Here is a 20,075-nt window from a genome sequence, read left to right as displayed (position 1 = left end):
CCACGGCACACAGCCGGCCCGGAGCCGTACCACCGCACAGCGCTGCACATCACTACGGTTGCGCCTGCCCGGAACACAACTGTGGCCGTAGAGTCGATAGCCGAGTGGCCGCACCAGCGGCCACTCCTGCTCACCAACGCTCACCGAAGAGCGAACCGACCGAACCGACCGAGCGAACCAACAGAACGACAGGAGACGACGTGGGGACCGTAACGATCGGCGTGTCGATCGCGGTCCCGGAGCCTCACGGCAGCCTGCTCCAGGAGCGGCGCGCGGGCTTCGGCGACGCCGCTGCGCACGGCATCCCCACCCATGTCACGCTGTTGCCGCCGACGGAGGTCGAGGCCGCGCTGCTGCCCGCGATCGAGGCGCACCTCGTCGAGGTGGCGGCCGCCGGACGCCCGTTCCCGATGCGGCTGGCCGGCACCGGCACCTTCCGGCCCCTGTCGCCGGTCGTCTTCGTCCAGGTCGTCGAGGGCGCCGAGTCCTGCACCTGGCTGCAGAAGCAGGTCCGCGACGCCTCCGGGCCGGTGGCCCGCGAACTGCAGTTCCCCTACCACCCGCACGTCACCGTCGCGCACGGCATCGACGACGAGTCGATGGACCGCGCCTTCGAGGCCCTCGCCGACTACGCGGCCGAATGGCCCTGCACCGGCTTCGCCCTCTACGAACAGGGCGCCGACGGCGTGTGGCGCAAGCTCCGGGAGTTCACCTTCGGGGGCGCAGTGGTGCCGCCGCAGGCGGGGCATGTGGAGCGCGGATCCCTGCCGACCGCATAACACCAGGTTCTGTCCGGCGGATCATGTGAACAACAGGCTGCGGCGATGGACCGAGTAGCAAGAAGGGCAGCACCACCTACACCACCCTCAAGACCATCGCCAGCGTCAGCAACGGCACGCTGACGACCACCACCAAGGCTGCGACCGATGGCTATTTCCGCTTCCTCTTCACCGCCACCACCGGCCCGGCCACGGCAGTAGGCGACTTCGTCGACGTCACGTGATGGTGATGCGCCGGCCAGAACCTGACGAAGCACTACTGGACCGGCAGCCGCCGGAACACCCCCCGAGGCACATGCCGCAGCGCCGACATCACCACTCGGAGTACCCCGGGCACCCACACCGTCTCCGAGCGGCGGCGCAGGCCCAGTTCGATCGCCGTCGCGACCGCTTCCGGGGTCGTCGCGAGTGGTGCCTCCGGCAGGCCGGTGGTCATCTTCGAGCGTACGAATCCGGGGCGTACGACCATGACGTGGACGCCGGTGCCGTGCAGGGCGTCGCCGAGGCCCTGGGCGAAGGTGTCCAGGCCGGCCTTGCTGGAGCCGTAGATGAAGTTGGCGCGGCGGGCGCGTTCGCCGGCGACCGAGGAGAGGACGACCAGGGAGCCGTGGCCCTGGGTCTGCAACGCGCGCGCGGCGATCAGACCCGCCGACACGGCGCCCGTGTAGTTGGTCTGCGCGACGCGTACGGCCGCCACCGGATCGCGTTCGTCGTGCGCCTGGTCGCCGAGGATGCCGAAGGCGAGCAGCACCATGTCGACGTCGCCCTCCGCGAAGACCTTGCCGAGCACCGTCTCGTGGGACTCGGGGTCGAGCGCGTCGAAGGCGACGGTCTGCACGTCGGCCCCCAGGGCGCGCAGGTCGGCCGCGGACCGTTCCAGGGTGGGGGAGGGGCGGCCCGCCAGCCACACCGTGCGGGTGCGGCGGGCGATCAGGCGGCGGGCGGTGGCCAGCGCGATCTCGGACGTACCGCCGAGGACGAGCAGGGACTGGGGGATACCGAAGGCGTCCTTCACTACAGCTCCTAGAGATTGCCTGGAGGCCTCGAAGGCCTAGAGGGTGAGGCGGCGGGACAGGTCCGACCTGAACACCCCGCGCGGGTCCAGCTCCGCGCGCAGCGCGCGGAAGTCGTCCAGGCGCGGGTACATGGCCGCCAGCAGCTCGGGGCGCAGCCTGGAGTCCTTGGCGAGGTACACGCGCCCCCCGGCGGCCGCCACCTCCTCGTCCAGTACGTCGAGGAAGGCGCCGAGACCGGGGAGGTTCGCCGGGATGTCCAGGGCCAGCGTCCAGCCGGGGACGGGGAAGGACAGCCAGCCCGGGTCGGCGTCCCCGAAGCGTTTGAGGACGGCCAGGAAGGACGGGCAGCGGTGCTCGGAGATGCGCCGCACGATCCGGCGCAGGGCGTCCTCCTGGCCGTGTCCGACGACGAACTGGTACTGGACGAAGCCGCCGCGGCCGTAGACGCGGTTCCAGTGGGGGACGCCGTCGAGGGGGTGGAAGAAGGCGGAGAGCTTCTGGAGTTCACCGGTACGCGCGCGTGGTGCCTTGCGGTACCAGAGTTCGTTGAACCAGCCCACGGTACGGCGGCTCAGCAGTCCCTCCGGGAGGAAGGCGGGCGCCGGCGGGAGCTGGGAGGGGCGGAAGGCGAGCGGGGTCCTACGCGCGCGCGTGCCGTCCCGCAGCGACTCCAGCGGCGCGTGGTCGCCGCGGGTCAGGACGGCGCGCCCCGTCGCCGCGCCGCGCGCCAGCAGGTCGATCCAGGCGACCGAGTAGCGGTAGTGGTCGTCGGTTGCGGTCAGGCGGGCCATCAGGTCGTCGAGGTCACGCGCGCGTTCCGTGTCGACGGACATGAGCGAGGTCTCGACCGGCTGGAGCTGGACGGTCGCCGTGAGGATCACGCCGGTCAGGCCCATGCCGCCCGTCGTCGCGTCGAACAGGGGCGTGCCGCGGCCGGCCGTGCGGATCTCGCCGTCGGCGGTGAGCAGTTCGAGCGAGAGGACGTGGCGGGAGAAGGAGCCGGAGACGTGGTGGTTCTTGCCGTGGATGTCGGCGCCGATCGCCCCGCCGACCGTGACGTAGCGGGTGCCGGGCGTCACCGGCACGAACCAGCCCAGCGGCAGCAGCACTTCCATCAGCCGGTGCAGGGAGACGCCCGCGTCGCACAGCACGGTGCCGCCGTCGGCGTCGATGGCGTGGATGCGGTCGAGGCCCGTCATGTCGAACACCGTGCCGCCCGCGTTCTGCGCCGCGTCCCCGTACGCCCGCCCCAGGCCCCTGGGGATGCCGCCGCGGGCCCCGCAGTCCCGGACGGCGGCCGCGGCCTCCTCGTAGGTCCGTGGGCGGATCAGACGGGCGGTGGTGGGAGCGGTGCGGCCCCATCCTGTGACGGAAACGGTGTCGGCAGGCATGTCGGCGACCGTATCGCCCGTGTATAGGCGATTAGTTACGTAACATCCTCACACTCCCCGAAATGGGTGATTAGTGGGATGTCGCTCAATATTGCCGGAGTTCCGGCGGTGTCGACGTGAACAGTGAGTCCACATGGACCACCTCGACGACATGGATCATCGAAGCCGCCGGGGCGTGGACCGCGGCCTCCGCGGAGCGGATCAGCGCATCCTCTCGGCGCTCCACGCGCGCGGACGCGGTCCGCGCGTCGCCGCCGCCGCGCGTGCCCTGTCCTGGGCCGGCGAGCACGGGGCGCTGTGGCTGGCGGTGGGGCTCACGGGGGCCGCCGTGGACGGCGCGCGGCGCGGCGCTTGGTTGCGCGGCACGGCGCTCACCGCGGGCGCGCACCTTGTCAGCATGGGCGTGAAAAGGGTGGTGCGCCGTCCGCGTCCGGCGCACGTCGAGCCCCGCGTGTCCACTGCGGGCCGGCACTCCTTCCCGAGCTCGCACGCGACCTCCGCCGCGGCCGCCGCTGTCGCCTACGGCACGCTCGGGGCGTACGCGATCCCGCCGCTCGCCGCCGCGATGTGCATGTCCCGCCTGGTCGTCGGCGTGCACTACCCCTCCGACGTGGCGGCGGGCGCGGCCCTGGGGGCGCTCACGGCGCGCATCGGGTCGCGCTGGATGAGAAGGGGCGCGCATGACTGAGGCAGCGCCCCTCACCGGCGCCGCGCGCACCCGGGAGGCGGCGCTTGACGAGCAGCGCACGCCCCTGCAGCACGCCGCGCCCCCACCCCGCAAAGGCGGCCTCTTCAGGGGCCTGCTCAGGACTGCGCGCCCCAAGCAGTGGGTCAAGAACGTCCTCGTCGTCGCCGCCCCGGCCGCCGCCGGCCGGCTCTTCTCGGCGCACGTGCTCACCCAACTCGCGCTCGTCTTCGTGCTCTTCACCGCCTGTGCCGCCGCCGTCTATCTGATCAACGACGCCCGCGACGCCGACGCCGACCGCGCGCACCCCACCAAGCACCACCGCCCGGTCGCCACCGGACAGGTCCCCGTACCCGTCGCCTACGGCGTCGGCGGCGTCCTCGCCGTCCTCGCGCCCGCCGCCGCGGCCTGGCTGACCTCGCCGTTCGTCGCGGCCCTGCTGACCGCGTACCTCGGCATGCAACTGGCGTACTGCGTCAGCCTCAAGCACGTCCTCGTCGTCGACCTCGTCGTCGTCACGACCGGGTTCCTGATGCGGGCGATGATCGGCGGGCTCGCGCTCGGCATCCCGCTGTCGCGCTGGTTCCTGATCACGACCGGGTTCGGGGCGCTGTTCATGGTGTCGGCCAAGCGCTACTCCGAGGCCGTGCAGATGGCCGGGAAAGCGGGCGCCACACGCGCGTTGCTCACCGAGTACACCACCGGCTATCTGCGCTTCGTCTGGCAGCTGGCGGCCGGAGTCGCCGTGCTCGGCTACTGCCTGTGGGCGCTGGAGGAGGGCGGCGTGCCGAACACCAGCGTGCTGCCCTGGCGGCAGCTGTCCATGGTCGCCTTCATCCTCGCCGTCCTGCGGTACGCCGTCTTCGCCGACCGCGGCACCGCCGGCGAACCCGAGGACGTCGTCCTGCGCGACCGCGCGCTCGCCTTCATCGGCGTCGTGTGGATCGCGATGTACGGCCTGGCAGTGGCCAATTGGTGAGCACGCGCGCGTGGGCCGGCCGGCGTGAGTTGCTGGGCTTCGCGTCTGTCGGGTTCCTCGCCTACGCCGTCGACCTCTCCCTCTTCACCTGCCTGCGCGGCCCGGCCGCCCTCGACCCCCTCACCGCCAAGGTGCTCTCCTTCGTCGCGGGCTGTTCGGTGGCGTACGCGGGCAACGCGCTCGGCACCTACCGGCACAGCCGGCCGAAGGGCCTGCGCCCCTGCGCCGTGTTCTTCGCGGTCAACGCCGCCGGGGCCGCCGTACAGCTCCTGTGCCTCGTCGTGAGTCACTACGGCCTCGGCCTCACCTCGCAGCGCGCGGACACCGTCTCCGGGGCCGGGATCGGCATGGTGCTGGCGACTGTTCTGCGGTTCTGGGGCACTCGGACATGGGTCTTCCGTACGGAGGGCAGGGTTGGATCATGGACTGGCTGAAAGAACTCCCCGTCGTGGGGCCACTGTTCACCCGGCTGGCGACCACGCACGCGTGGCGGTCGTTCGAGCGCATGGACCGGGTGAAGTGGACGCGGCTCGCCGCCGCGATGACGTTCACCAGTTTCGTCGCGCTGTTCCCGATGCTCGCCGTGGCCGCCGCGATCGCCGCCGCGACGCTCAGCAAGGAGCAGCAGGACAAGCTGGAGGACAAGATCGCCGAGCAGGTGCCCGGCATCTCCGACCAGCTGAACATCGGCGGCCTGGTGGAGAACGCCGGCACCGTGGGCCTCATCGCCGGCGCCCTGCTGCTGTTCACCGGCATAGGCTGGGTCGGCTCCGTGCGCGAGTGCCTGCGCGCGGTGTGGGAGCTGCCCGACGACGAGGAGAACCCCGTCCTGCGCAAGGCCAAGGACGCGGGCGTCCTGGTCGGCCTGGGCGGCGCCGTCCTCGTCACGCTCGCGGCCTCCACCGTGGCCTCCGCGATGGTCGGCTGGATCACCGAGCGGATCGGCATCGACGAGGGCGGCTGGGGCGGGGTCCTGCTGCGGATCGTCGCGTTCGCCGTCGCCGTCGCGGCCGACTTCCTGCTGCTCCTGTACGTCCTCACCCTGCTGCCCGGCGTCGAACCGCCGCGCCGCCGTCTGATGGTGGCCGCGCTGATCGGCGCGATCGGCTTCGAACTGCTGAAGGTGCTGCTCAGCGGCTATATGCAGGGGGTGGCCGGGAAGAGCATGTACGGCGCGTTCGGGGTGCCCGTCGCCCTGCTGCTGTGGATCAACTTCACCATGAAGCTGGTCGTGTTCTGCGCCGCCTGGACGGCGACGGAGAGCAAGGAGGACGCCCCCGACGCCCCCGACGCCCCCGACACCCCAGGCACCCCAGGCACCCCAGGCACCTCCGGCGTCAGCGGCGACGGCGCACCAGGTCGGGCAGCGGCCACCGGCGGTTGACCAGGAACGCGCCCGCCGCGAGCAGCACCAGCACCCCGCCGGTGATCGCGAGCGCGATCCCCATGCCGCCCGAACCCCTCGCGACCGAGGCGCTCGCCGCGGGCTTCCCGGACGCCACGCCGTCCCCGGAGCCCCCGGCCTCGCCGGAGTCGTTCGCACCCGGCTGGGCGCTGGCCTGGGCGCTCTTCGGCGGCACCAGCTCACCCACCGGCTGCACCTTGCCGGCCGCCTTGAAACCCCAGTCGAAGAGCTTGGCGGTCTCCTTGTAGACCTCGTTGTGCTCGTCCTTCTCCGGGTTCATGACCGTGACGAGCAGCACCGTGCCGTCGCGTTCGGCGACCCCGGTGAAGGTCGCGCCGGCGTTCGTCGTGTTGCCGTTCTTGACGCCCGCGATGCCCTGGTAGACGGAGATGCCGGAGTCGCCGCTCAGCAGCCGGTTGGTGTTCTGGATCTCGAAGGACCCGCGGACCGACTTGCCCTTCTTGTTCTTCTTCGTCTCGCCCGGGAACTTCGCGGTGACGGTCGAGCAGTACTCGCGGAAATCCTTCTTCTGCAGCCCGGAACGGGCGATCAGCGTCAGGTCGTACGCCGACGAGACCTGCCCCGCGGCGTCATAGCCGTCCGGGGAGACCGCGTGCGTGTCGAGGGCCTGCAGCTCCTCGGCGTGCTCGTTCATCTCCTCGACGGTCTTGTCCATGCCGCCGTTCATCTTCGACAGCACGTGCACGGCGTCGTTGCCGGAGCGCAGGAACACCCCGAGCCACAGGTCGTGGACGGTGTACGTCTCGCCCTCCTTTATGCCGACCAGGCTGGAGCCGGACCCGACGTCCGCCAGGTCGGAGGGGATGACCTTGTGCTCGGTCGTGGCGGGGAACCGCGGCAGCACGGTGTCGGCGAACAGCATCTTCAGGGTGCTCGCGGGCGCCAGTCGCCAGTGCGAGTTGTGCGCGGCGAGGACCTCGCCGGACTCGGCGTCGGCGACGATCCACGACCGGGCGGAGAGGTCCTTGGGCAGCACCGGGACCCCGCTGGCCAGGTTGACCTGCGTGCCGGGCTGTCCCAGCCGGGCGCCGCCCACGGTCGACATGTTCGCCGGGGGAGTGGCCGAGGGGCTCGTCGACGGGCTGGTGCTCGGCGAGGGGCTCGGGGCCGCGACCGCGGGCGCGGATGCCAGCGCGAGGGACGACAGGACGGCGGAGGTGACCAGCAGGTATCGCCTGGCGGTCTTCTGGGGAGCGGGCACGATCGAGAACGTACAGGGCACACGGCGCGAAGTCCCGTCCACCTCCCCACCCCGGCCACGGAACCGGACACCCGCCGGTGATACTGAACGTATGAAGCTCAGCCGCCCCGTCTCCTGGTTCCTGCTCGCTTTCGGGGTGTGGAGCTGGGTCATCTGGATCACTTTCGTCAAGAACCTCGTCAAGGACGGCAGCGGGCTCGCGTTCGACGACGCGGGTGACCCGACCGCGTACTTCTGGGTGCACCTGCTGCTCGCCGTCGTTTCCTTCGTATTGGGGACGGTCGTCGGGGGCATCGGGTTGCGCGGAGTACGCGCACTGCGTCAGACGTCATGACCGGCCGGCCACAACAACAGGTCACAAGAAAAGGGGAGACACCCGCGTGGTGATCGTCTTCGTGCTCGTCGCGCTTCTCGTACTGGCCGTCCTCGTGACGGCCAACTGGTACGTGTGGCGCCGCCTGTTCCGCGACACCACGCGGGGTCCGGGCTGGATGCGCCGTGCGGGCGGGGTGCTGGTCGCCGGCGGCTGGGCGCTGGCCGTAGGAGCTCTCGTCGCCGAGCGCACCGGCGCGCCCTTCTGGCTCCAGCAGACCCTGGCCTGGCCGGGCTTCCTGTGGTTGGCGCTGTCGATATACCTGCTGCTGGCGCTGGTGGCGGGTGAGGTCGTACGGCCGCTGCTGCGTCGGCTGCTGGAACGGCGGGCCCGTACGGAGACCGCCGTGCGGGAGCCGGAGCCGGAACCGGTACCCGTGGGAGCGCCCCCGGCGACCCCGGACACCCCGCCCGCCGCCGAGGGGCCGTCGAGCCCGCTCACGCTGCCCTCCCGCCGCCTCTTCGTCTCCCGGGTCGTCGGCGGAGCCGCCGCCGTGGCAGCCGCTGGAACCGTCGGCTACGGCACGTACGGCGTCCTGAGCGGCCCGAAGGTGAAGCGGGTCACCGTGCCGCTGGCCAGGCTGCCGCGGGCGGCGCACGGTTACCGGATCGCGGTGGTCAGCGACATCCACCTGGGCCCGGTCCTGGGCCGGGGCTTCGCGCAGAAGGTCGTCGACACGATCAACTCGACGCAGCCCGACCTCGTCGCGGTCGTCGGCGACCTGGTGGACGGCAGCGTCAAGGACCTGGGCCCGGCCGCCGCCCCGCTCGCCCAGCTGAAGGCGCCGGCCTACTTCGTCACCGGCAACCACGAGTACTTCTCCGGCGCCGGGCAGTGGGTCGAGGAGGTACGCCGCCTCGGCCTGATCCCGCTGGAGAACGCCCGCCGGGAACTGCCGTACTTCGACCTGGCCGGCGTCAACGACGTGTCGGGCGAGAGCGAGGGCCAGGGCCCCGACTTCGCCAAGGCGCTCGGCGACCGCGACAAGGCACGCGCGTGCGTGCTGCTCGCCCACCAGCCGGTCCAGATCCACGACGCCGTCGACCACGGCGTCGACCTCCAGCTCTCCGGCCACACTCACGGCGGCCAGCTCTGGCCCGGCCACCTCCTCGCGGCAGCGGCGAACCCGACAGTGGTCGGCCTGGAGCGCTACGGCGACACCCAGCTGTACGTCACCCGTGGCGCGGGCGCCTGGGGCCCGCCCACGCGCGTGGGAGCCCCGTCGGACATCACGGTGATCGAACTCGCGTCACGGCAGGCGTGACGGCACGGCTCGACTTCGGGCGGGGGATCACGGTGGCGAGTGGACAGGGTGACCGCGAGCGGTACGTCGTCACCAGCGAGGACGTCGGCGATGGCCAGTACCTGTCGGACGGCACCGGTGTCTTCCGGTTCTGGCGTCTCAACTGGATCTGACGCGATCTCGCGCCCCTGACCTTCGCCCCTGTGATGCCGGGTAGGCGCCCCGCGCTGCACCATGTGTTGGCAGTGTGCGCGGGGTGAGGAGCAAACGTGTCGAGACGCAACTCCTTCCGGCTGCCCCGGCACCCGGCCTCCGTCGGTCTCGCCCGGAGCCGGGTCCGGGACCATCTGTCCGACTGGGGGCACGGGCCGAAGGACGCGGCGCTGGGGGACGCCGTGCTGCTCGTCTCCGAGCCGGCCACCAACGTCGTACGCCACGGCCCGCTCCTGGAGCGCGAGTTCGAGGTCGCGGTGACCGCCCTCGCCGACGGCTCCTGCCTCATCGAGGTGTCGGACGAGGGGCAGCACGAACCCCGGTCACGGGTGGTGGGGGAGTGGGAGGAGACCGGCCGCGGACTGCATCTCGTGGAGCACATCGCCGCCGCGTGGGGCGTGTGGAGCAGGGGGCGGTACGGGAAGACGGTGTGGGCCCTGATCCTCGCCAACGCCGAACCATGAGCAATCCAGGTGAGTTACGGCCGTGGTGACGCTCCCGCCGGCAGTGTCACCGTCACCGCCAGCCCCTCGCCCGGCGCCGTCCGCACCGCCACCTCGCCGCCGTGGGCCGTCACCACACCCTGCACGATCGCCATCCCCAGACCGCTGCCCGCACCTCCGCCGGCCCGGAAGAACCGGTCGAAGAGGCGCGCCGCGTCCTCCCCGCACAGCCCAGGACCCTTGTCCTCGACACACAGCCGTACGACCCCGTCCGCCCGCTCCACCCCGAGCCGCACCGGCACATCGGCGGGTGTGTGCGTGCGTACGTTGCCCAGCAGGTTGCCCAGCACCTGCCGCAGCCCGGACTCGTCGGCCCGCACCAGCAGGGCGCCGTCGGCGTCGACCGTGAGCGGCCGGCGCGGCTGCTGCACCCGCAGGTCCTCGGCGGCGTCGCGGACCAGGCGGCTCAGATCGACGTTCCGGAAGCGCAGTTCGGGCCGCTGGTCGAGGCGGGCCAGGGTGAGCAGCTCGTCGACGAGCCGGCCCATGCGGTCGACCTCGCCGTTCATCCGGTCCCAGGCGCGCCTGCGCTCGCCCGCGTCGGTGAGCATGCCCTTGTCGTAGAGCTGGAGGTAGCCGCGTATCGCGGACAGCGGGGTGCGCAGCTCGTGCGAGGCGTCGCCGACGAAGCGGCGCAGCTGGGCCGCGCTGTGCTCGCGGGTGCGGTACGCCGACTCGACCTGGTGGAGCATGGAGTTGAGGGCGAGGCGGAGCTGCTCGACCTCCAGGGTGGCCTCGCGGCTGGAGGGGACGCGCCGGGTCAGGTCGCCCTCGGCGATCGCCGACGACGTCTCCACCATGTCCTCCAGCGGCCGCATCCGGCGGCTGACGCTGAGCATCGTCAGGCAGGCGAGCAGCGCCAGCAGCAGCGCGCCGATGGCGAGGTCGGCCTTGACGGCCTTGGCGACGCCCTTGCGGAGGCCGTCGGTGGAGGTGGCGAGCAGGATGTAGGTGCCGTCGGCGAGCCGGGTCGCCGAGGCGCGGTAGTCGGCGTCCTGGACGCGGACGTCGTGCGGTTCGGGGTCGTCGATCAGCGCGCGCGGGTCGTCGACCGCGTCGGCGAAGGCGTGCTGCGCGGCGGTCGGCTCGAAGCCGAGGAGGCCGATGGGCTCGCCCCGGTCGTCGACGGCGGCGAAGAGCGAGTCGGGCCGCGGCTGTTCGTCCGACTGCTCCTGGACGAGCCGGTCCCGTACGAAGCCCAGCATGCTCAGCGAGTCGATCTCCCGCAGGGTGAGCCGCGAACCGCCCAGCGAGTCCCGGGTCTTGGTGAGCTCCGCGTCGATCTGGTCCAGCAGGTAGTACCGCATGCCCATCACGCTGACCGCGGTCGCCGCGACGATGCCGAGCGCGAGCAGCGCCACGTTCGCCAGCGTGAGCTTGCCGCGCAGCGAGTGGATGCCGCGCGGGCAGTGCAGCCCGGAGAACCTCATGCCAGCCCGTATCCGACGCCCCGCCGCGTGGTGATCACCGGCGGTCCCAGGGCGTCCAGTTTGCGCCGCAGATAGCTGATGTAGGTCTCCACGACGGTCGATTCGGGCGGGGCGTGCTCGTACTGCCAGACGTGGCGCAGGAGTTGCTCCTTGGACACGATCCGGCCGCCGTTGCGCACCAGGAAGCGCAGCAGGGCGTACTCGGTGGGGGTGAGCTCGACGGTGCGGCCCGCGCGGTGCACCGAATACGTCGTCTCGTCGAGCTCCAGGTCGCCGTAGCGCAGCGGGGGACGCTGCGGCAGGACGTCGGCCGGGCGGGTGCGGCGCAGGACCGCGGTGATCCGGGCGACGACCTCGTCGATGTTGAACGGCTTGGTGATGTAGTCGTCGCCGAAGCCGAGGGCGCCGACTATCTCGGCCGGGGCGTCGCGCGCGGTGAGGAACACGAGCGCCAGGTCGGGCCGCCGCTCGCGCAGTTCACGCCCCAGCGCCCGCCCGTCGCCGTCCGGGAGCATCACGTCGAGCAGCGCCACGTCGGGCCGGGTGCGCTCGGTGAGCGCCAGGGCCTCGCGGACCGTCGCCGCGATCATCACCTCGAACCGGTGGTAGCGCAGGGCGATGGCGAGGACGTCGGCGATGCTCTCCTCGTCCTCCACGACCAGCACGGTGCCTGGAGCCGTCGTCATGCCCCCAGTATCGGCGCCACCACTGACAGCCGGGCGGGTTCGGTGCCTTGGAGTTCCTTGAGAGTCATGGCCGCGACGTGTCCACGCACGCGTGCCGCGGCCAATTCTGTTGCCCAGGACCTGGGGGACCGACCGACGACCGACTAAGGAGCTGTTGAGCGTGGCGGCATTGGCACGGTGGTGCTATCGGCACCGGCTGGTGGTCCTGTTGCTGTGGGTGGGGGCGCTGTTCGGCCTGGGCGCGGCGGGTTCGTCCGCGGGCACGAGCTACGCGGACGTCTTCTCCCTGCCGAACACGGACTCCAAGAGCGCGTACGACCTGATGCAGAAGGCCTTCCCGGAGCGCGCGGGCGACACCGACACGGTGGTGTGGAAGGTGGACGAGGGATCGGTGCGGGACGAGTCCGTACGGTCCCGGATCGAGCCCGCGCTGAACGAGATCGGCGCGATGAAGGGGGTCGGTGAGGTCGCGAGCCCCTACGGGGACCGGGGCGCGGCGCAGATCAGCGAGGACGGACGGATCGCGTACGCGCAGGTCACCTTCGCCGAGCAGGCGAACGCCGTACCGAAGGACCTGGTCCAGGACGTCGTCGACACCGCGCAGGGCGCCGAACGCGCCGGCCTGGAGGTCGAGCTGGGCGGCCAGGCCATCATGCGCGTCCAGGAGCCGCCGACCGGCACGGCCGAGCTCGTCGGCATCGGGGCGGCCGCGATCGTGCTGTTCCTGGCGTTCGGCTCGCTGTTCGCGATGCTGCTGCCGATCCTGATCGCGGTGTTCGGTGTGGGTACGGGGCTGTTCTCGACGCAGCTGCTCAGCCACGTCACGAACGTGCCCGAACTGGCCTCGCTGCTCTCCACGCTGATCGGCCTCGGCGTCGGCATCGACTACGCCCTGTTCATCGTCACCCGGCACCGGCGCGGCATCCTGCGTGGCGCCGACCCGGAGGAGGCGGCGGTCACCGCTCTCAACACCTCCGGCCGGGCGGTGCTGTTCGCGGGCGGCACCGTGTGCATCGCGCTCGCCGGGATGCTGGTGACGAACCTGCGTTTCCTGGACGGCGTGGTCATCGGCACCTCGCTGACCGTCGTCCTGAGCGTGCTCGCGGCGGTCACGCTGCTGCCGGCGATGCTCGGCATCCTCGGCCACCGGGTGCTCAGCCGTCGCCAGCGCCGCAAGCTCGCCGACGGGGGTACCTCCCGCTCGAGCGAAGCCGAGGGTGGGGGAGGCGCCGGGGGGGACCGCCCGAGCGGGCTCGCGGCCCGCTGGTCGACGTCGGTGGAGCGGCGCCCCCGGTCCGTGGCGCTGCTCGCCCTCGTCGCGATGGCCGTCCTCGCGCTGCCCGTCCTCTCGCTGCGCCTCGGCACCATCGACCAGGGCAACGACGAGGCGTCGACAACCACCAGGAAGGCGTACGACCTGCTCGCCGAGGGCTTCGGCCCCGGCTTCAACGGCCCCCTCCAGGTGGTGGTGAACGGCGACGGGACGGACGCCCTGGTGGCCACCATCCGGGACACCGAGGGCGTCGCCCAGGCCGTCTCGGTACCGCCCGCGAACGGCGTCACGGTCATCCAGGTCGTCCCGACCACCTCACCGCAGGCCGTGGAGACGGACCGCCTCATCGACACCCTGCGCGACGAGGTGATCGTGGACGCGGGTGTGGAGGCGCACGTCGGCGGGGTGACGGCGGTGTCGAAGGACTTCGCGTCGGTCACCGCCGACCGGCTGCCCCTCTTCATCGCCACCATCATCGGCCTGGGCTTCCTGCTGCTGCTGGTCGCCTTCCGCTCCCTGGTGGTGCCGCTGACGGCGGCCCTGATGAACCTGATCGCGGCGGCGGCCTCCTTCGGCGTCCTGGTCGCGATCTTCCAGTGGGGCTGGGGCCTGGACCTGCTCGGCCTCGGCACGGAGGGCCCGATCGCCGCCTTCCTGCCGATCATCATGCTGTCCCTGCTGTTCGGCCTCTCCATGGACTACCAGGTGTTCCTGGTCAGCCGGATGCACGAGGAGTGGGTGCACACGAAGGACAACGCGCGCGCGGTGCGGGTCGGGCTGGCGGAGACCAGCAGGGTCATCAACTCGGCGGCCCTGATCATGGTCTGTGTCTTCCTGGCGTTCGTGCTGAGCGGTGACTACGGGGCGGCGATGGCGGGCGTCGGCCTGGCCGCCGCGGTTGCCCTGGACGCGTTCATCCTGCGTACGGCGCTGGTGCCGGCCGCGATGCATCTGATCGGCAAGGCCAACTGGTGGCTGCCGGCCGGGCTGGAGAAGCGGCTGCCGCATCTGGCGGTGGAGCCGAAGGAGGAGGCCGACCCCCAGGAGACGCCCGCGGCGCCCGCACCGGACGGCCCCGCCTCGGTCGTCCACGGCTTCGTCCGCACCGTCGAGGGCGAACCGGTGGGGGGCGCGGCGGTGACCCTGCTGTCCAAGGGCGGCCGCCAGCTCGACCGCGTGAACTCCCTGGCCGACGGCTCCTACATCCTCTCGGTCCCGGCACCGGGGGCGTATCTGGTGTCGACGACGGCCGCGCCGTACGGCTCGCGCGCGGGCCACGTGGTCGTGGCGGACGGGCCACTGGTGTACGACGTGGAGCTCGCGGAGGGGGAAGTGGACGCCGTCAGCTGAGCGTCCGGGGGCGCCTGCCGTGTGCGGGCGCCCCTCACGTCCTCTTCGCCGGATCCGGCATCGCCTTGGTCATCCCCGGCAGAAAGTCCGTGAACAGCTCGTGCACCTCGAGGACGAGGGACCGCAGCACCCGGAACCGGGCCAGCGAGACGCCACGCGCGGTGAGCCGGGCACCGCGCTCGGCCAGCCGGTAACTGCGCTCACGCCCCTCGGTCCGATCGAAGATCCAGTACAGCACGAGCCCCATCTGGGCCAGCCACATCAACTCGGGCAGGACGTCCCGCAGTTCCGTCGGCACCTTGGTCTTCGCGCCGGCCAGCACCTGGCGGTGGACGCTGATGGCCTCCACGCGCGCGTGCTCCGACTCGGGCGAGAAGGGGCTGAGCGGACTGTCCGGATCGGCGGCGTTCTTGAAGAACTGCACCGCGAACTCGTGGTACGGCCTGGCGATGTCCAGCCACACCCGCAGCACACCCGCCAGCCGCGCCTCCAGATCGGTCTCCCGGGCCAGCACCTCCCGGACCGCCACCTGGTGCTCGGCGGCGATCCGGTCGTAGAAGCCCTGGATCAGGTGCTCCTTGCCCTCGAAGTAGTAGTACGCGTTGCCGACGGAGACCCCGGCCTCCTTGGCGATGGCCCGCATCGTCGTCTTGTCGTAGCCGCGCTCCTGGAACAGTCGCATGGCCGTCTCCAGGATCAGCGCACGGGTCTGCTCGGACTTGCTCGGAGTACCGCCCTCGCCGGGGCCGTCGGTGTTCGCAGGCACGGGAAGAGAGCCTAACCAGTGGCTCGGGCGCCGCTCTCACAGCCCGGCGGGTGAGGGACGCGGAGCCGTCAGCGCCGTGCGAGCTCCGGACGCTTGGAGTAGTCCGTGAACCCGACGACGTTGCCCCACGGATCGGCGACCTCGACGGTCCAGCCGGTGGCGACGGACAAGGGCGCGTCGAGCAGCGCGATCCCCGCCGCGGCCAGGGTCTTCGCGGCCGCCCGCGCGTCCGGTACCTCCAGCCACACGCGCGTGGCGGGCCACGGCGGCGGACGGTGCCCCAGCGCCTCCTCCGCCCGCAGCAGGATCCCGGGCGTCTCACCCCCGACCTTCAGCAACGCGATCCCGGCCTCGTCGAGCCGGAACCCCACCGCGAACCCGGCACGCTCGTAGAATCCGACGGCCTCTTCGAGGTTCCCGACGGGCAACAGCACGTTGTCGAAGCCGAGCAGCTCGTACGACTGGTCATCTGACATGCCATCAGATTAGGTGCGGGGGTGCCGGTTGCCGGGCGGCCGGACCGCGAGGTCACTCATTGGGCCGAGGCGGCGCCGCTTCCGCCGGTACGCTGATTCGCCTTCAGGGCTGCGGCAGCGCAGGGGGCGTGGATGGTTCCGGGGGCGAAGGTCTTCTTCGAAGAGGTGCGGGCGGCTTTTGCCGAGGTCGCGGACGGTCTGGGGCTGGAAGGGCCCGGCGAACGGGAGTCGGGGCTTCCGCTCGCCGTCGCGACGTACACCGGCACCGGCGTGAAGTACGAGGTCGTCCTGGGCCTGTGGGACGGTTACGTGGAGATCCACGCCTGCCGCGAGACGGAATCCACCCTGTACAAGATCGGCGTCGAGAAGCTCGCCGTCGCCGCGGGCGCCGTCGGGAAACGGGGCGGCGTGTCGTTCAGCGCCCGCAGCGTGAAGCGGATGAAGAAGTCCCTGACGGGCCAGCTCCGGTACGTCGAACTGGTGCATCCGCTGATGACCGGCGACGCGGAGTCGGCGGTGGGCCTGATGCGCAGGGCCGGGGCCCGGGAGTGGAGCAGGCGTCCCGCGAAGTGAGGCGGCCGCCCCCCCCGTCACCCTTCCTCCCAACCGTCTCTCGCGACCTGCCGGGCCCCGCCGCCCCGCAGGCCGGGTACCTGCCCTACGAGGGTGACCGCATGCTCGCGGTGATCCTGAGCAAGGCGATGATGCTGGCCGAGGACACGAAGATCACGGACCCGACGATCCTCAGCCGGCTGTAGCCCGCGGCGGCCGTGGGGTCAGCCCTCGCAGCCGCCCACCCTCCTCGTACTCACGGCGATGTCATCCAGGCGTACGTCGTACGACGACGGGGCCGGGTCGGCCTGGTACAGCTGCCAGCCCAGCTTCAGCTTGTCGAAGGTCGGGAAGACGAAGTCGTCCGCGGTGCCGCCGTGGTTCTTCGTGGAGACGGTGAGGCCGGACTGCTCCTCGCCGTCCAGGTACACGGTGACGCGGTTGTCGGTGGCGTCCAGATGGAACTCGACGCACTGCCACTTCCCGGCGGCGGCCGGCGCGGAGGTCTTCCAGGCGGTCCAGTCGCCCGTGGAGCCGAGGTCGGAGCCGACGCCCCAGAAGTTGCCCTTGTCGGTGGGGGCGTACTGGCCGCCCAGCGGACGCACCAGGGTCGCCGCGTCCGACCCCGACGCCTCCGCGATGGTCCAGTGCGCCCAGTCGGGGGCGGTCGGGAACTCGGCGACGCGCAGCCGCATCCGCGCCCAGTAGCTGTTGCCGGGCGGCGTCAGCTGGTCGAAGACGAGGAAGGCCCGGCCGTTGCCCTCGGTACGGATACGGAGTTCGCGACCGTGGCCGGCGGAGCTGGGGGCGACGGTGAGTGTGCCGTTGGACGCGTCGGTGGTCCAGCCGTGGCCGGAGGCGACGGGGCCGAGAGGGAGACGGTCGAAGCTCTCCCGGGCCAGCGTTCCGTAGGGGGAAGGGGCCGCGGAGGCAGTGGGGGGTATCGCGATCAGTACCGCCGCTGTGGCGCAGAGCGCGGCGGCGGCTTTCCTCAGGGGTGCGAGTGCCATGGGGTCAGTTTGCAACTGGGGTCACTCAAGTCACAGTGCCCACATAGGAGTTGGCCGGTGAAGACGCCTTCGGTGTCCTGATCGCGTAGTCGATGCCCGGTGCAGGTGAACGACGGAGGGCCCCGCCCCGGTACCAACCCGGGAAACGGGGCCCTCACCGCCGTATCGAAGGAACCGTCAGCGGCGTCAGAAGCGGCGCGTGATCAGGGCCTTCTTGACTTCGGCGATTGCCTTTGTGACCTCGATGCCGCGCGGGCACGCGTCCGTGCAGTTGAAGGTCGTGCGGCAGCGCCAGACGCCGTCGCGGTCGTTGAGGATCTCCAGGCGCTGTTCGGCGGCCTCGTCGCGGCTGTCGAAGATGAAGCGGTGCGCGTTGACGATGGCGGCCGGGCCGAAGTACTGGCCGTCGTTCCAGAAGACCGGGCACGAGGAGGTGCAGGCGGCGCAGAGGATGCACTTCGTCGTGTCGTCGAAGCGCTCACGGTCCTCGGCGGTCTGCAGACGCTCGCGCGTGGGCTCGTTCGTGTCCTTCGTGATGAGGAAGGGCATGACGTCCCGGAACGCCTGGAAGAACGGCTCCATGTCGACGACCAGGTCCTTCAGGACCGTGAGGCCCTTTATGGGCTCCACCGTGATCGGCTTCTCGGGGTTGATGTCCTTGATCAGCGTCTTGCACGCGAGGCGGTTCCTGCCGTTGATCCGCATCGCGTCCGAGCCGCAGATGCCGTGCGCACAGGAGCGGCGGAACGTCAGCGTGCCGTCCTGGTCCCACTTGATCTTGTGCAGGGCGTCGAGGACGCGTTCCTTCGGGTCGATCTCCAGCTGGAAGTCTTCCCAGGTCGCTTCCGCCGAGACCTCGGAGTTGAAGCGCCGGATCCGGAAGGTCGCGGTGATGTACGGGGAGTCGGCGAAACCGGGCTCGGGCGTGCCGGCCGCGTCCGCCTTGTCCAGGGTCGGGGTTGCCATCAGTACTTACGCTCCATCGGCTGGTAGCGGGTCTGGACGACCGGCTTGTAGTCGAGACGGATGGACTCGGTGCCGTCGTCGCCGACCTCGCGGTACGCCATGGTGTGGCGCATGAAGTTGACGTCGTCGCGGTTCGGGTAGTCCTCGCGGTAGTGACCGCCGCGGGACTCCTTGCGGGCCAGCGCGGAGACCGCCATGACCTCGGCCAGGTCGAGCAGGTTGCCCAGCTCGATGGCCTCGAGGAGGTCGGTGTTGAACCGCTTGCCCTTGTCCTGGATCGAGACGTTCTTGTAGCGCTCGCGCAGCTCGGCGAGCTTCTCGACCGCCGTCTTGATCGTCTGCTCGGTACGGAACACCATGACGTTCGCGTCCATGGTCTCCTGCAGCTCACGGCGCAGGACCGCCACCCGCTCCGTGCCCGTGGAGCTGCGCAGCTGCTCCACCTGGGAGACCACCAGCTCCGCCGGGTTCTCCGGCAGCTCCACGAAGTCCGCGCCCTGGGAGTACTCCGCCGCCGCGATGCCCGCCCGACGGCCGAACACGTTGATGTCCAGGAGGGAGTTCGTGCCGAGGCGGTTGGCTCCGTGCACCGACACGCAGGCCACCTCGCCGGCCGCGTACAGGCCCGGGACGACCGTCGTGTTGTCGGCGAGCACCTCACCCTCGACGTTCGTCGGGATGCCGCCCATCGCGTAGTGCGCGGTGGGCTGGATCGGGATCGGGTCCGTGTACGGCTCGATGCCCAGGTAGGTGCGGGCGAACTCCGTGATGTCGGGCAGCTTGGCGTCCAGCTGCTCCGGCGGGAGGTGGGTGAGGTCGAGGTAGACGTGGTCGCCCTCGGGGCCGCAGCCGCGGCCTTCCCGGATCTCCGTGTAGATGGAGCGGGAGACGACGTCACGGGACGCGAGGTCCTTCATGACCGGCGCGTACTTCTCCATGAAGCGCTCGCCGTCCTTGTTGCGGAGGATGCCGCCCTCACCACGGGCGCCCTCCGTCAGCAGGATGCCCATGCGCCAGATGCCGGTCGGGTGGAACTGGAAGAACTCCATGTCCTCCAGCGGCAGACCCCGGCGGTACACGGCCGCCTGGCCGTCACCGGTCAGCGTGTGCGCGTTCGACGTCACCTTGAAGAACTTGCCGCAGCCGCCGGACGCGTAGATCACGGCCTTCGCCTGGAAGACGTGGATCTCGCCGGTGGCGAGTTCGTACGCGACCACGCCCGCCGACCGCTTCACGCCGTCGACCTCGGTGATCAGCTGGTCCAGGACGTAGAACTCGTTGAAGAACTCCACGCCCTCCTTGACGCAGTTCTGGTACAGCGTCTGGAGGATCATGTGGCCGGTGCGGTCGGCCGCGTAGCAGGACCGGCGGACCGGGGCCTCACCGTGGTTGCGGCTGTGACCGCCGAAGCGGCGCTGGTCGATGGTGCCGTCCGGCGTCCGGTTGAACGGCAGGCCCATCTTCTCCAGGTCGAGGACCGAGTCGATGGCCTCCTTCGCCAGGATCTCGGCGGCGTCCTGGTCGACCAGGTAGTCACCGCCCTTGACCGTGTCGAAGGTGTGCCACTCCCAGTTGTCCTCCTCCACGTTGGCCAGCGCGGCGGCCATGCCGCCCTGCGCGGCGCCCGTGTGGGAGCGGGTGGGGTAGAGCTTGGTGAGCACGGCGGTGCGGCTGCGCTTCGTCGACTCGATGGCCGCGCGCATGCCGGCGCCGCCCGCGCCGACGATGACGGTGTCGTACTTGTGGATCTTCATGGG

Annotated in this window: 21 protein-coding genes and 1 pseudogene; 12 read left to right on the top strand and 10 right to left on the bottom strand. The window is 71.1% G+C overall.

Features of this window, described 5'->3' with window-relative positions:
• Nucleotides 1–200: 200 nt before the first annotated feature.
• Nucleotides 201–779 (top strand): 2'-5' RNA ligase family protein, encoded by a 579-nt coding sequence (locus tag AQJ91_RS08050; RefSeq protein ID WP_067017870.1) that lies wholly within the window; start codon nucleotides 201–203, stop codon nucleotides 777–779.
• Nucleotides 780–1,035: 256 nt separating this feature from the next.
• Here AQJ91_RS08050 and AQJ91_RS08045 read toward each other — a convergent pair whose 3' ends face one another.
• Both AQJ91_RS08045 and AQJ91_RS08040 read right to left on the bottom strand, forming a co-directional pair.
• On the bottom strand, nucleotides 1,036–1,794 hold the full coding sequence (locus tag AQJ91_RS08045) for a decaprenylphospho-beta-D-erythro-pentofuranosid-2-ulose 2-reductase (protein ID WP_067017868.1): 759 nt from the start codon (nucleotides 1,792–1,794) through the stop codon (nucleotides 1,036–1,038).
• Nucleotides 1,795–1,830: 36 nt separating this feature from the next.
• Nucleotides 1,831–3,186, bottom strand: a complete 1,356-nt coding sequence (locus AQJ91_RS08040) for a decaprenylphosphoryl-beta-D-ribose oxidase (protein WP_067017866.1) — start codon at nucleotides 3,184–3,186, stop codon at nucleotides 1,831–1,833.
• A 133-nt stretch (nucleotides 3,187–3,319) separates the two neighbouring features.
• Between AQJ91_RS08040 and AQJ91_RS08035 the strand changes: the two genes are divergently transcribed.
• Genes AQJ91_RS08035 through AQJ91_RS08020 form a run of 4 tightly spaced genes read left to right on the top strand, consistent with a single transcriptional unit; the run spans nucleotide 3,320 to nucleotide 6,234 of the window.
• Nucleotides 3,320–3,874: a phosphatase PAP2 family protein gene (locus AQJ91_RS08035; protein WP_067017864.1), complete on the top strand. Its 555-nt coding sequence runs from the start codon at nucleotides 3,320–3,322 to the stop codon at nucleotides 3,872–3,874.
• Nucleotides 3,867–4,850 carry a decaprenyl-phosphate phosphoribosyltransferase gene (locus tag AQJ91_RS08030; RefSeq protein WP_067017862.1) on the top strand — a complete coding sequence of 328 codons (984 nt, stop codon included), beginning with the start codon at nucleotides 3,867–3,869 and terminating at the stop codon, nucleotides 4,848–4,850. Before AQJ91_RS08035 ends, AQJ91_RS08030 begins: the two co-directional genes overlap by 8 nt.
• A complete protein-coding gene (locus tag AQJ91_RS08025) occupies nucleotides 4,847–5,284 on the top strand; it encodes a GtrA family protein (RefSeq protein ID WP_067017860.1) in 438 nt (145 codons plus the stop codon). Before AQJ91_RS08030 ends, AQJ91_RS08025 begins: the two co-directional genes overlap by 4 nt.
• Nucleotides 5,272–6,234, top strand: coding sequence for a YihY/virulence factor BrkB family protein (locus AQJ91_RS08020; RefSeq protein WP_067017858.1), 963 nt, complete (start codon nucleotides 5,272–5,274; stop codon nucleotides 6,232–6,234). The genes AQJ91_RS08025 and AQJ91_RS08020 overlap by 13 nt, the downstream gene beginning before the upstream one ends.
• On the opposite strand, the gene AQJ91_RS08015 is transcribed toward AQJ91_RS08020, so the two are convergent.
• Entirely contained in the window at nucleotides 6,188–7,477 is a 1,290-nt protein-coding gene (locus tag AQJ91_RS08015) for a D-alanyl-D-alanine carboxypeptidase family protein (RefSeq protein WP_067018066.1), read from the bottom strand. The two genes, AQJ91_RS08020 and AQJ91_RS08015, sit on opposite strands and share 47 nt — an antisense overlap.
• Before the next feature lie 91 nt (nucleotides 7,478–7,568).
• Between AQJ91_RS08015 and AQJ91_RS08010 the strand changes: the two genes are divergently transcribed.
• From AQJ91_RS08010 to AQJ91_RS08000, 4 genes are all read left to right on the top strand, one after another.
• Entirely contained in the window at nucleotides 7,569–7,811 is a 243-nt protein-coding gene (locus tag AQJ91_RS08010) for an SCO4848 family membrane protein (protein WP_067017856.1), read from the top strand.
• Between the two features lie 46 nt (nucleotides 7,812–7,857).
• Nucleotides 7,858–9,114 (top strand): metallophosphoesterase, encoded by a 1,257-nt coding sequence (locus AQJ91_RS08005; protein WP_067017854.1) that lies wholly within the window; start codon nucleotides 7,858–7,860, stop codon nucleotides 9,112–9,114.
• Nucleotides 9,111–9,266, top strand: a complete 156-nt coding sequence (locus tag AQJ91_RS53420; RefSeq protein ID WP_159054508.1) for a hypothetical protein — start codon at nucleotides 9,111–9,113, stop codon at nucleotides 9,264–9,266. The genes AQJ91_RS08005 and AQJ91_RS53420 overlap by 4 nt, the downstream gene beginning before the upstream one ends.
• Before the next feature lie 96 nt (nucleotides 9,267–9,362).
• Nucleotides 9,363–9,770, top strand: coding sequence for an ATP-binding protein (locus tag AQJ91_RS08000; protein WP_067017852.1), 408 nt, complete (start codon nucleotides 9,363–9,365; stop codon nucleotides 9,768–9,770).
• Nucleotides 9,771–9,784: 14 nt separating this feature from the next.
• Here the strand turns inward: AQJ91_RS08000 and AQJ91_RS07995 are convergent, their stop codons facing one another.
• Together AQJ91_RS07995 and AQJ91_RS07990 are read right to left on the bottom strand one after the other, a co-directional pair.
• Nucleotides 9,785–11,239, bottom strand: a complete 1,455-nt coding sequence (locus AQJ91_RS07995) for a sensor histidine kinase (RefSeq protein WP_067017850.1) — start codon at nucleotides 11,237–11,239, stop codon at nucleotides 9,785–9,787.
• Entirely contained in the window at nucleotides 11,236–11,925 is a 690-nt protein-coding gene (locus AQJ91_RS07990) for a response regulator transcription factor (protein ID WP_067017848.1), read from the bottom strand. Before AQJ91_RS07990 ends, AQJ91_RS07995 begins: the two co-directional genes overlap by 4 nt.
• 169 nt (nucleotides 11,926–12,094) lie before the next feature.
• Here AQJ91_RS07990 and AQJ91_RS07985 point away from each other — a divergent pair, with 169 nt between their 5' ends.
• The gene (locus tag AQJ91_RS07985) at nucleotides 12,095–14,548 is read left to right on the top strand and encodes an MMPL family transporter (protein WP_067017846.1); all 2,454 of its coding nucleotides are present in this window, start codon (nucleotides 12,095–12,097) and stop codon (nucleotides 14,546–14,548) included.
• Between the two features lie 34 nt (nucleotides 14,549–14,582).
• On the opposite strand, the gene AQJ91_RS07980 is transcribed toward AQJ91_RS07985, so the two are convergent.
• Nucleotides 14,583–15,314, bottom strand: a complete 732-nt coding sequence (locus AQJ91_RS07980) for a TetR/AcrR family transcriptional regulator (RefSeq protein ID WP_067017844.1) — start codon at nucleotides 15,312–15,314, stop codon at nucleotides 14,583–14,585.
• A gap of 68 nt (nucleotides 15,315–15,382) precedes the next feature.
• A complete protein-coding gene (locus AQJ91_RS07975; protein WP_067017842.1) occupies nucleotides 15,383–15,790 on the bottom strand; it encodes a VOC family protein in 408 nt (135 codons plus the stop codon).
• Between the two features lie 132 nt (nucleotides 15,791–15,922).
• Here AQJ91_RS07975 and AQJ91_RS07970 point away from each other — a divergent pair, with 132 nt between their 5' ends.
• Both AQJ91_RS07970 and AQJ91_RS07965 read left to right on the top strand, forming a co-directional pair.
• A complete protein-coding gene (locus tag AQJ91_RS07970; protein WP_067017840.1) occupies nucleotides 15,923–16,363 on the top strand; it encodes a hypothetical protein in 441 nt (146 codons plus the stop codon).
• A gap of 59 nt (nucleotides 16,364–16,422) precedes the next feature.
• Nucleotides 16,423–16,548 (top strand): annotated as a pseudogene (locus tag AQJ91_RS07965) (DUF7737 domain-containing protein); the annotation flags it as partial.
• A gap of 18 nt (nucleotides 16,549–16,566) precedes the next feature.
• Here AQJ91_RS07965 and AQJ91_RS07960 read toward each other — a convergent pair.
• The 3 genes from AQJ91_RS07960 to sdhA all read right to left on the bottom strand — a co-directional run bounded on the left by AQJ91_RS07960 (nucleotide 16,567) and on the right by sdhA (nucleotide 20,072).
• Nucleotides 16,567–17,352, bottom strand: coding sequence for a hypothetical protein (locus tag AQJ91_RS07960; protein WP_067017836.1), 786 nt, complete (start codon nucleotides 17,350–17,352; stop codon nucleotides 16,567–16,569).
• Between the two features lie 186 nt (nucleotides 17,353–17,538).
• The gene (locus tag AQJ91_RS07955) at nucleotides 17,539–18,318 is read right to left on the bottom strand and encodes a succinate dehydrogenase iron-sulfur subunit (protein ID WP_067017834.1); all 780 of its coding nucleotides are present in this window, start codon (nucleotides 18,316–18,318) and stop codon (nucleotides 17,539–17,541) included.
• Nucleotides 18,318–20,072 (bottom strand): succinate dehydrogenase flavoprotein subunit, encoded by a 1,755-nt coding sequence (sdhA, locus tag AQJ91_RS07950; RefSeq protein WP_067017832.1) that lies wholly within the window; start codon nucleotides 20,070–20,072, stop codon nucleotides 18,318–18,320. The genes AQJ91_RS07955 and sdhA overlap by 1 nt, the downstream gene beginning before the upstream one ends.
• Nucleotides 20,073–20,075 lie beyond the last annotated feature (3 nt).

The organism is Streptomyces dysideae (assembly GCF_001514305.1).
GTDB lineage: Bacteria > Actinomycetota > Actinomycetes > Streptomycetales > Streptomycetaceae > Streptomyces > Streptomyces dysideae.
Note: the sequence above shows the minus strand (reverse complement) of the source record. Positions and strands in the feature narration are given on the sequence as shown.

Coding starts and splice junctions, on each gene's coding strand:
- AQJ91_RS08030 (WP_067017862.1), top strand. CDS start 3,867: ATGACTGAGGCAGCGCCCCTCACCGGCGCCGCGCGCACCCGGGAGGCG.
- AQJ91_RS08035 (WP_067017864.1), top strand. CDS start 3,320: ATGGACCACCTCGACGACATGGATCATCGAAGCCGCCGGGGCGTGGAC.
- AQJ91_RS07995 (WP_067017850.1), bottom strand. CDS start 11,239: ATGAGGTTCTCCGGGCTGCACTGCCCGCGCGGCATCCACTCGCTGCGC.
- AQJ91_RS07955 (WP_067017834.1), bottom strand. CDS start 18,318: ATGGCAACCCCGACCCTGGACAAGGCGGACGCGGCCGGCACGCCCGAG.
- AQJ91_RS08010 (WP_067017856.1), top strand. CDS start 7,569: ATGAAGCTCAGCCGCCCCGTCTCCTGGTTCCTGCTCGCTTTCGGGGTG.
- AQJ91_RS07990 (WP_067017848.1), bottom strand. CDS start 11,925: ATGACGACGGCTCCAGGCACCGTGCTGGTCGTGGAGGACGAGGAGAGC.
- AQJ91_RS08040 (WP_067017866.1), bottom strand. CDS start 3,186: ATGCCTGCCGACACCGTTTCCGTCACAGGATGGGGCCGCACCGCTCCC.
- sdhA (WP_067017832.1), bottom strand. CDS start 20,072: ATGAAGATCCACAAGTACGACACCGTCATCGTCGGCGCGGGCGGCGCC.
- AQJ91_RS07975 (WP_067017842.1), bottom strand. CDS start 15,790: ATGTCAGATGACCAGTCGTACGAGCTGCTCGGCTTCGACAACGTGCTG.
- AQJ91_RS07970 (WP_067017840.1), top strand. CDS start 15,923: ATGGTTCCGGGGGCGAAGGTCTTCTTCGAAGAGGTGCGGGCGGCTTTT.
- AQJ91_RS08020 (WP_067017858.1), top strand. CDS start 5,272: ATGGACTGGCTGAAAGAACTCCCCGTCGTGGGGCCACTGTTCACCCGG.
- AQJ91_RS07960 (WP_067017836.1), bottom strand. CDS start 17,352: ATGGCACTCGCACCCCTGAGGAAAGCCGCCGCCGCGCTCTGCGCCACA.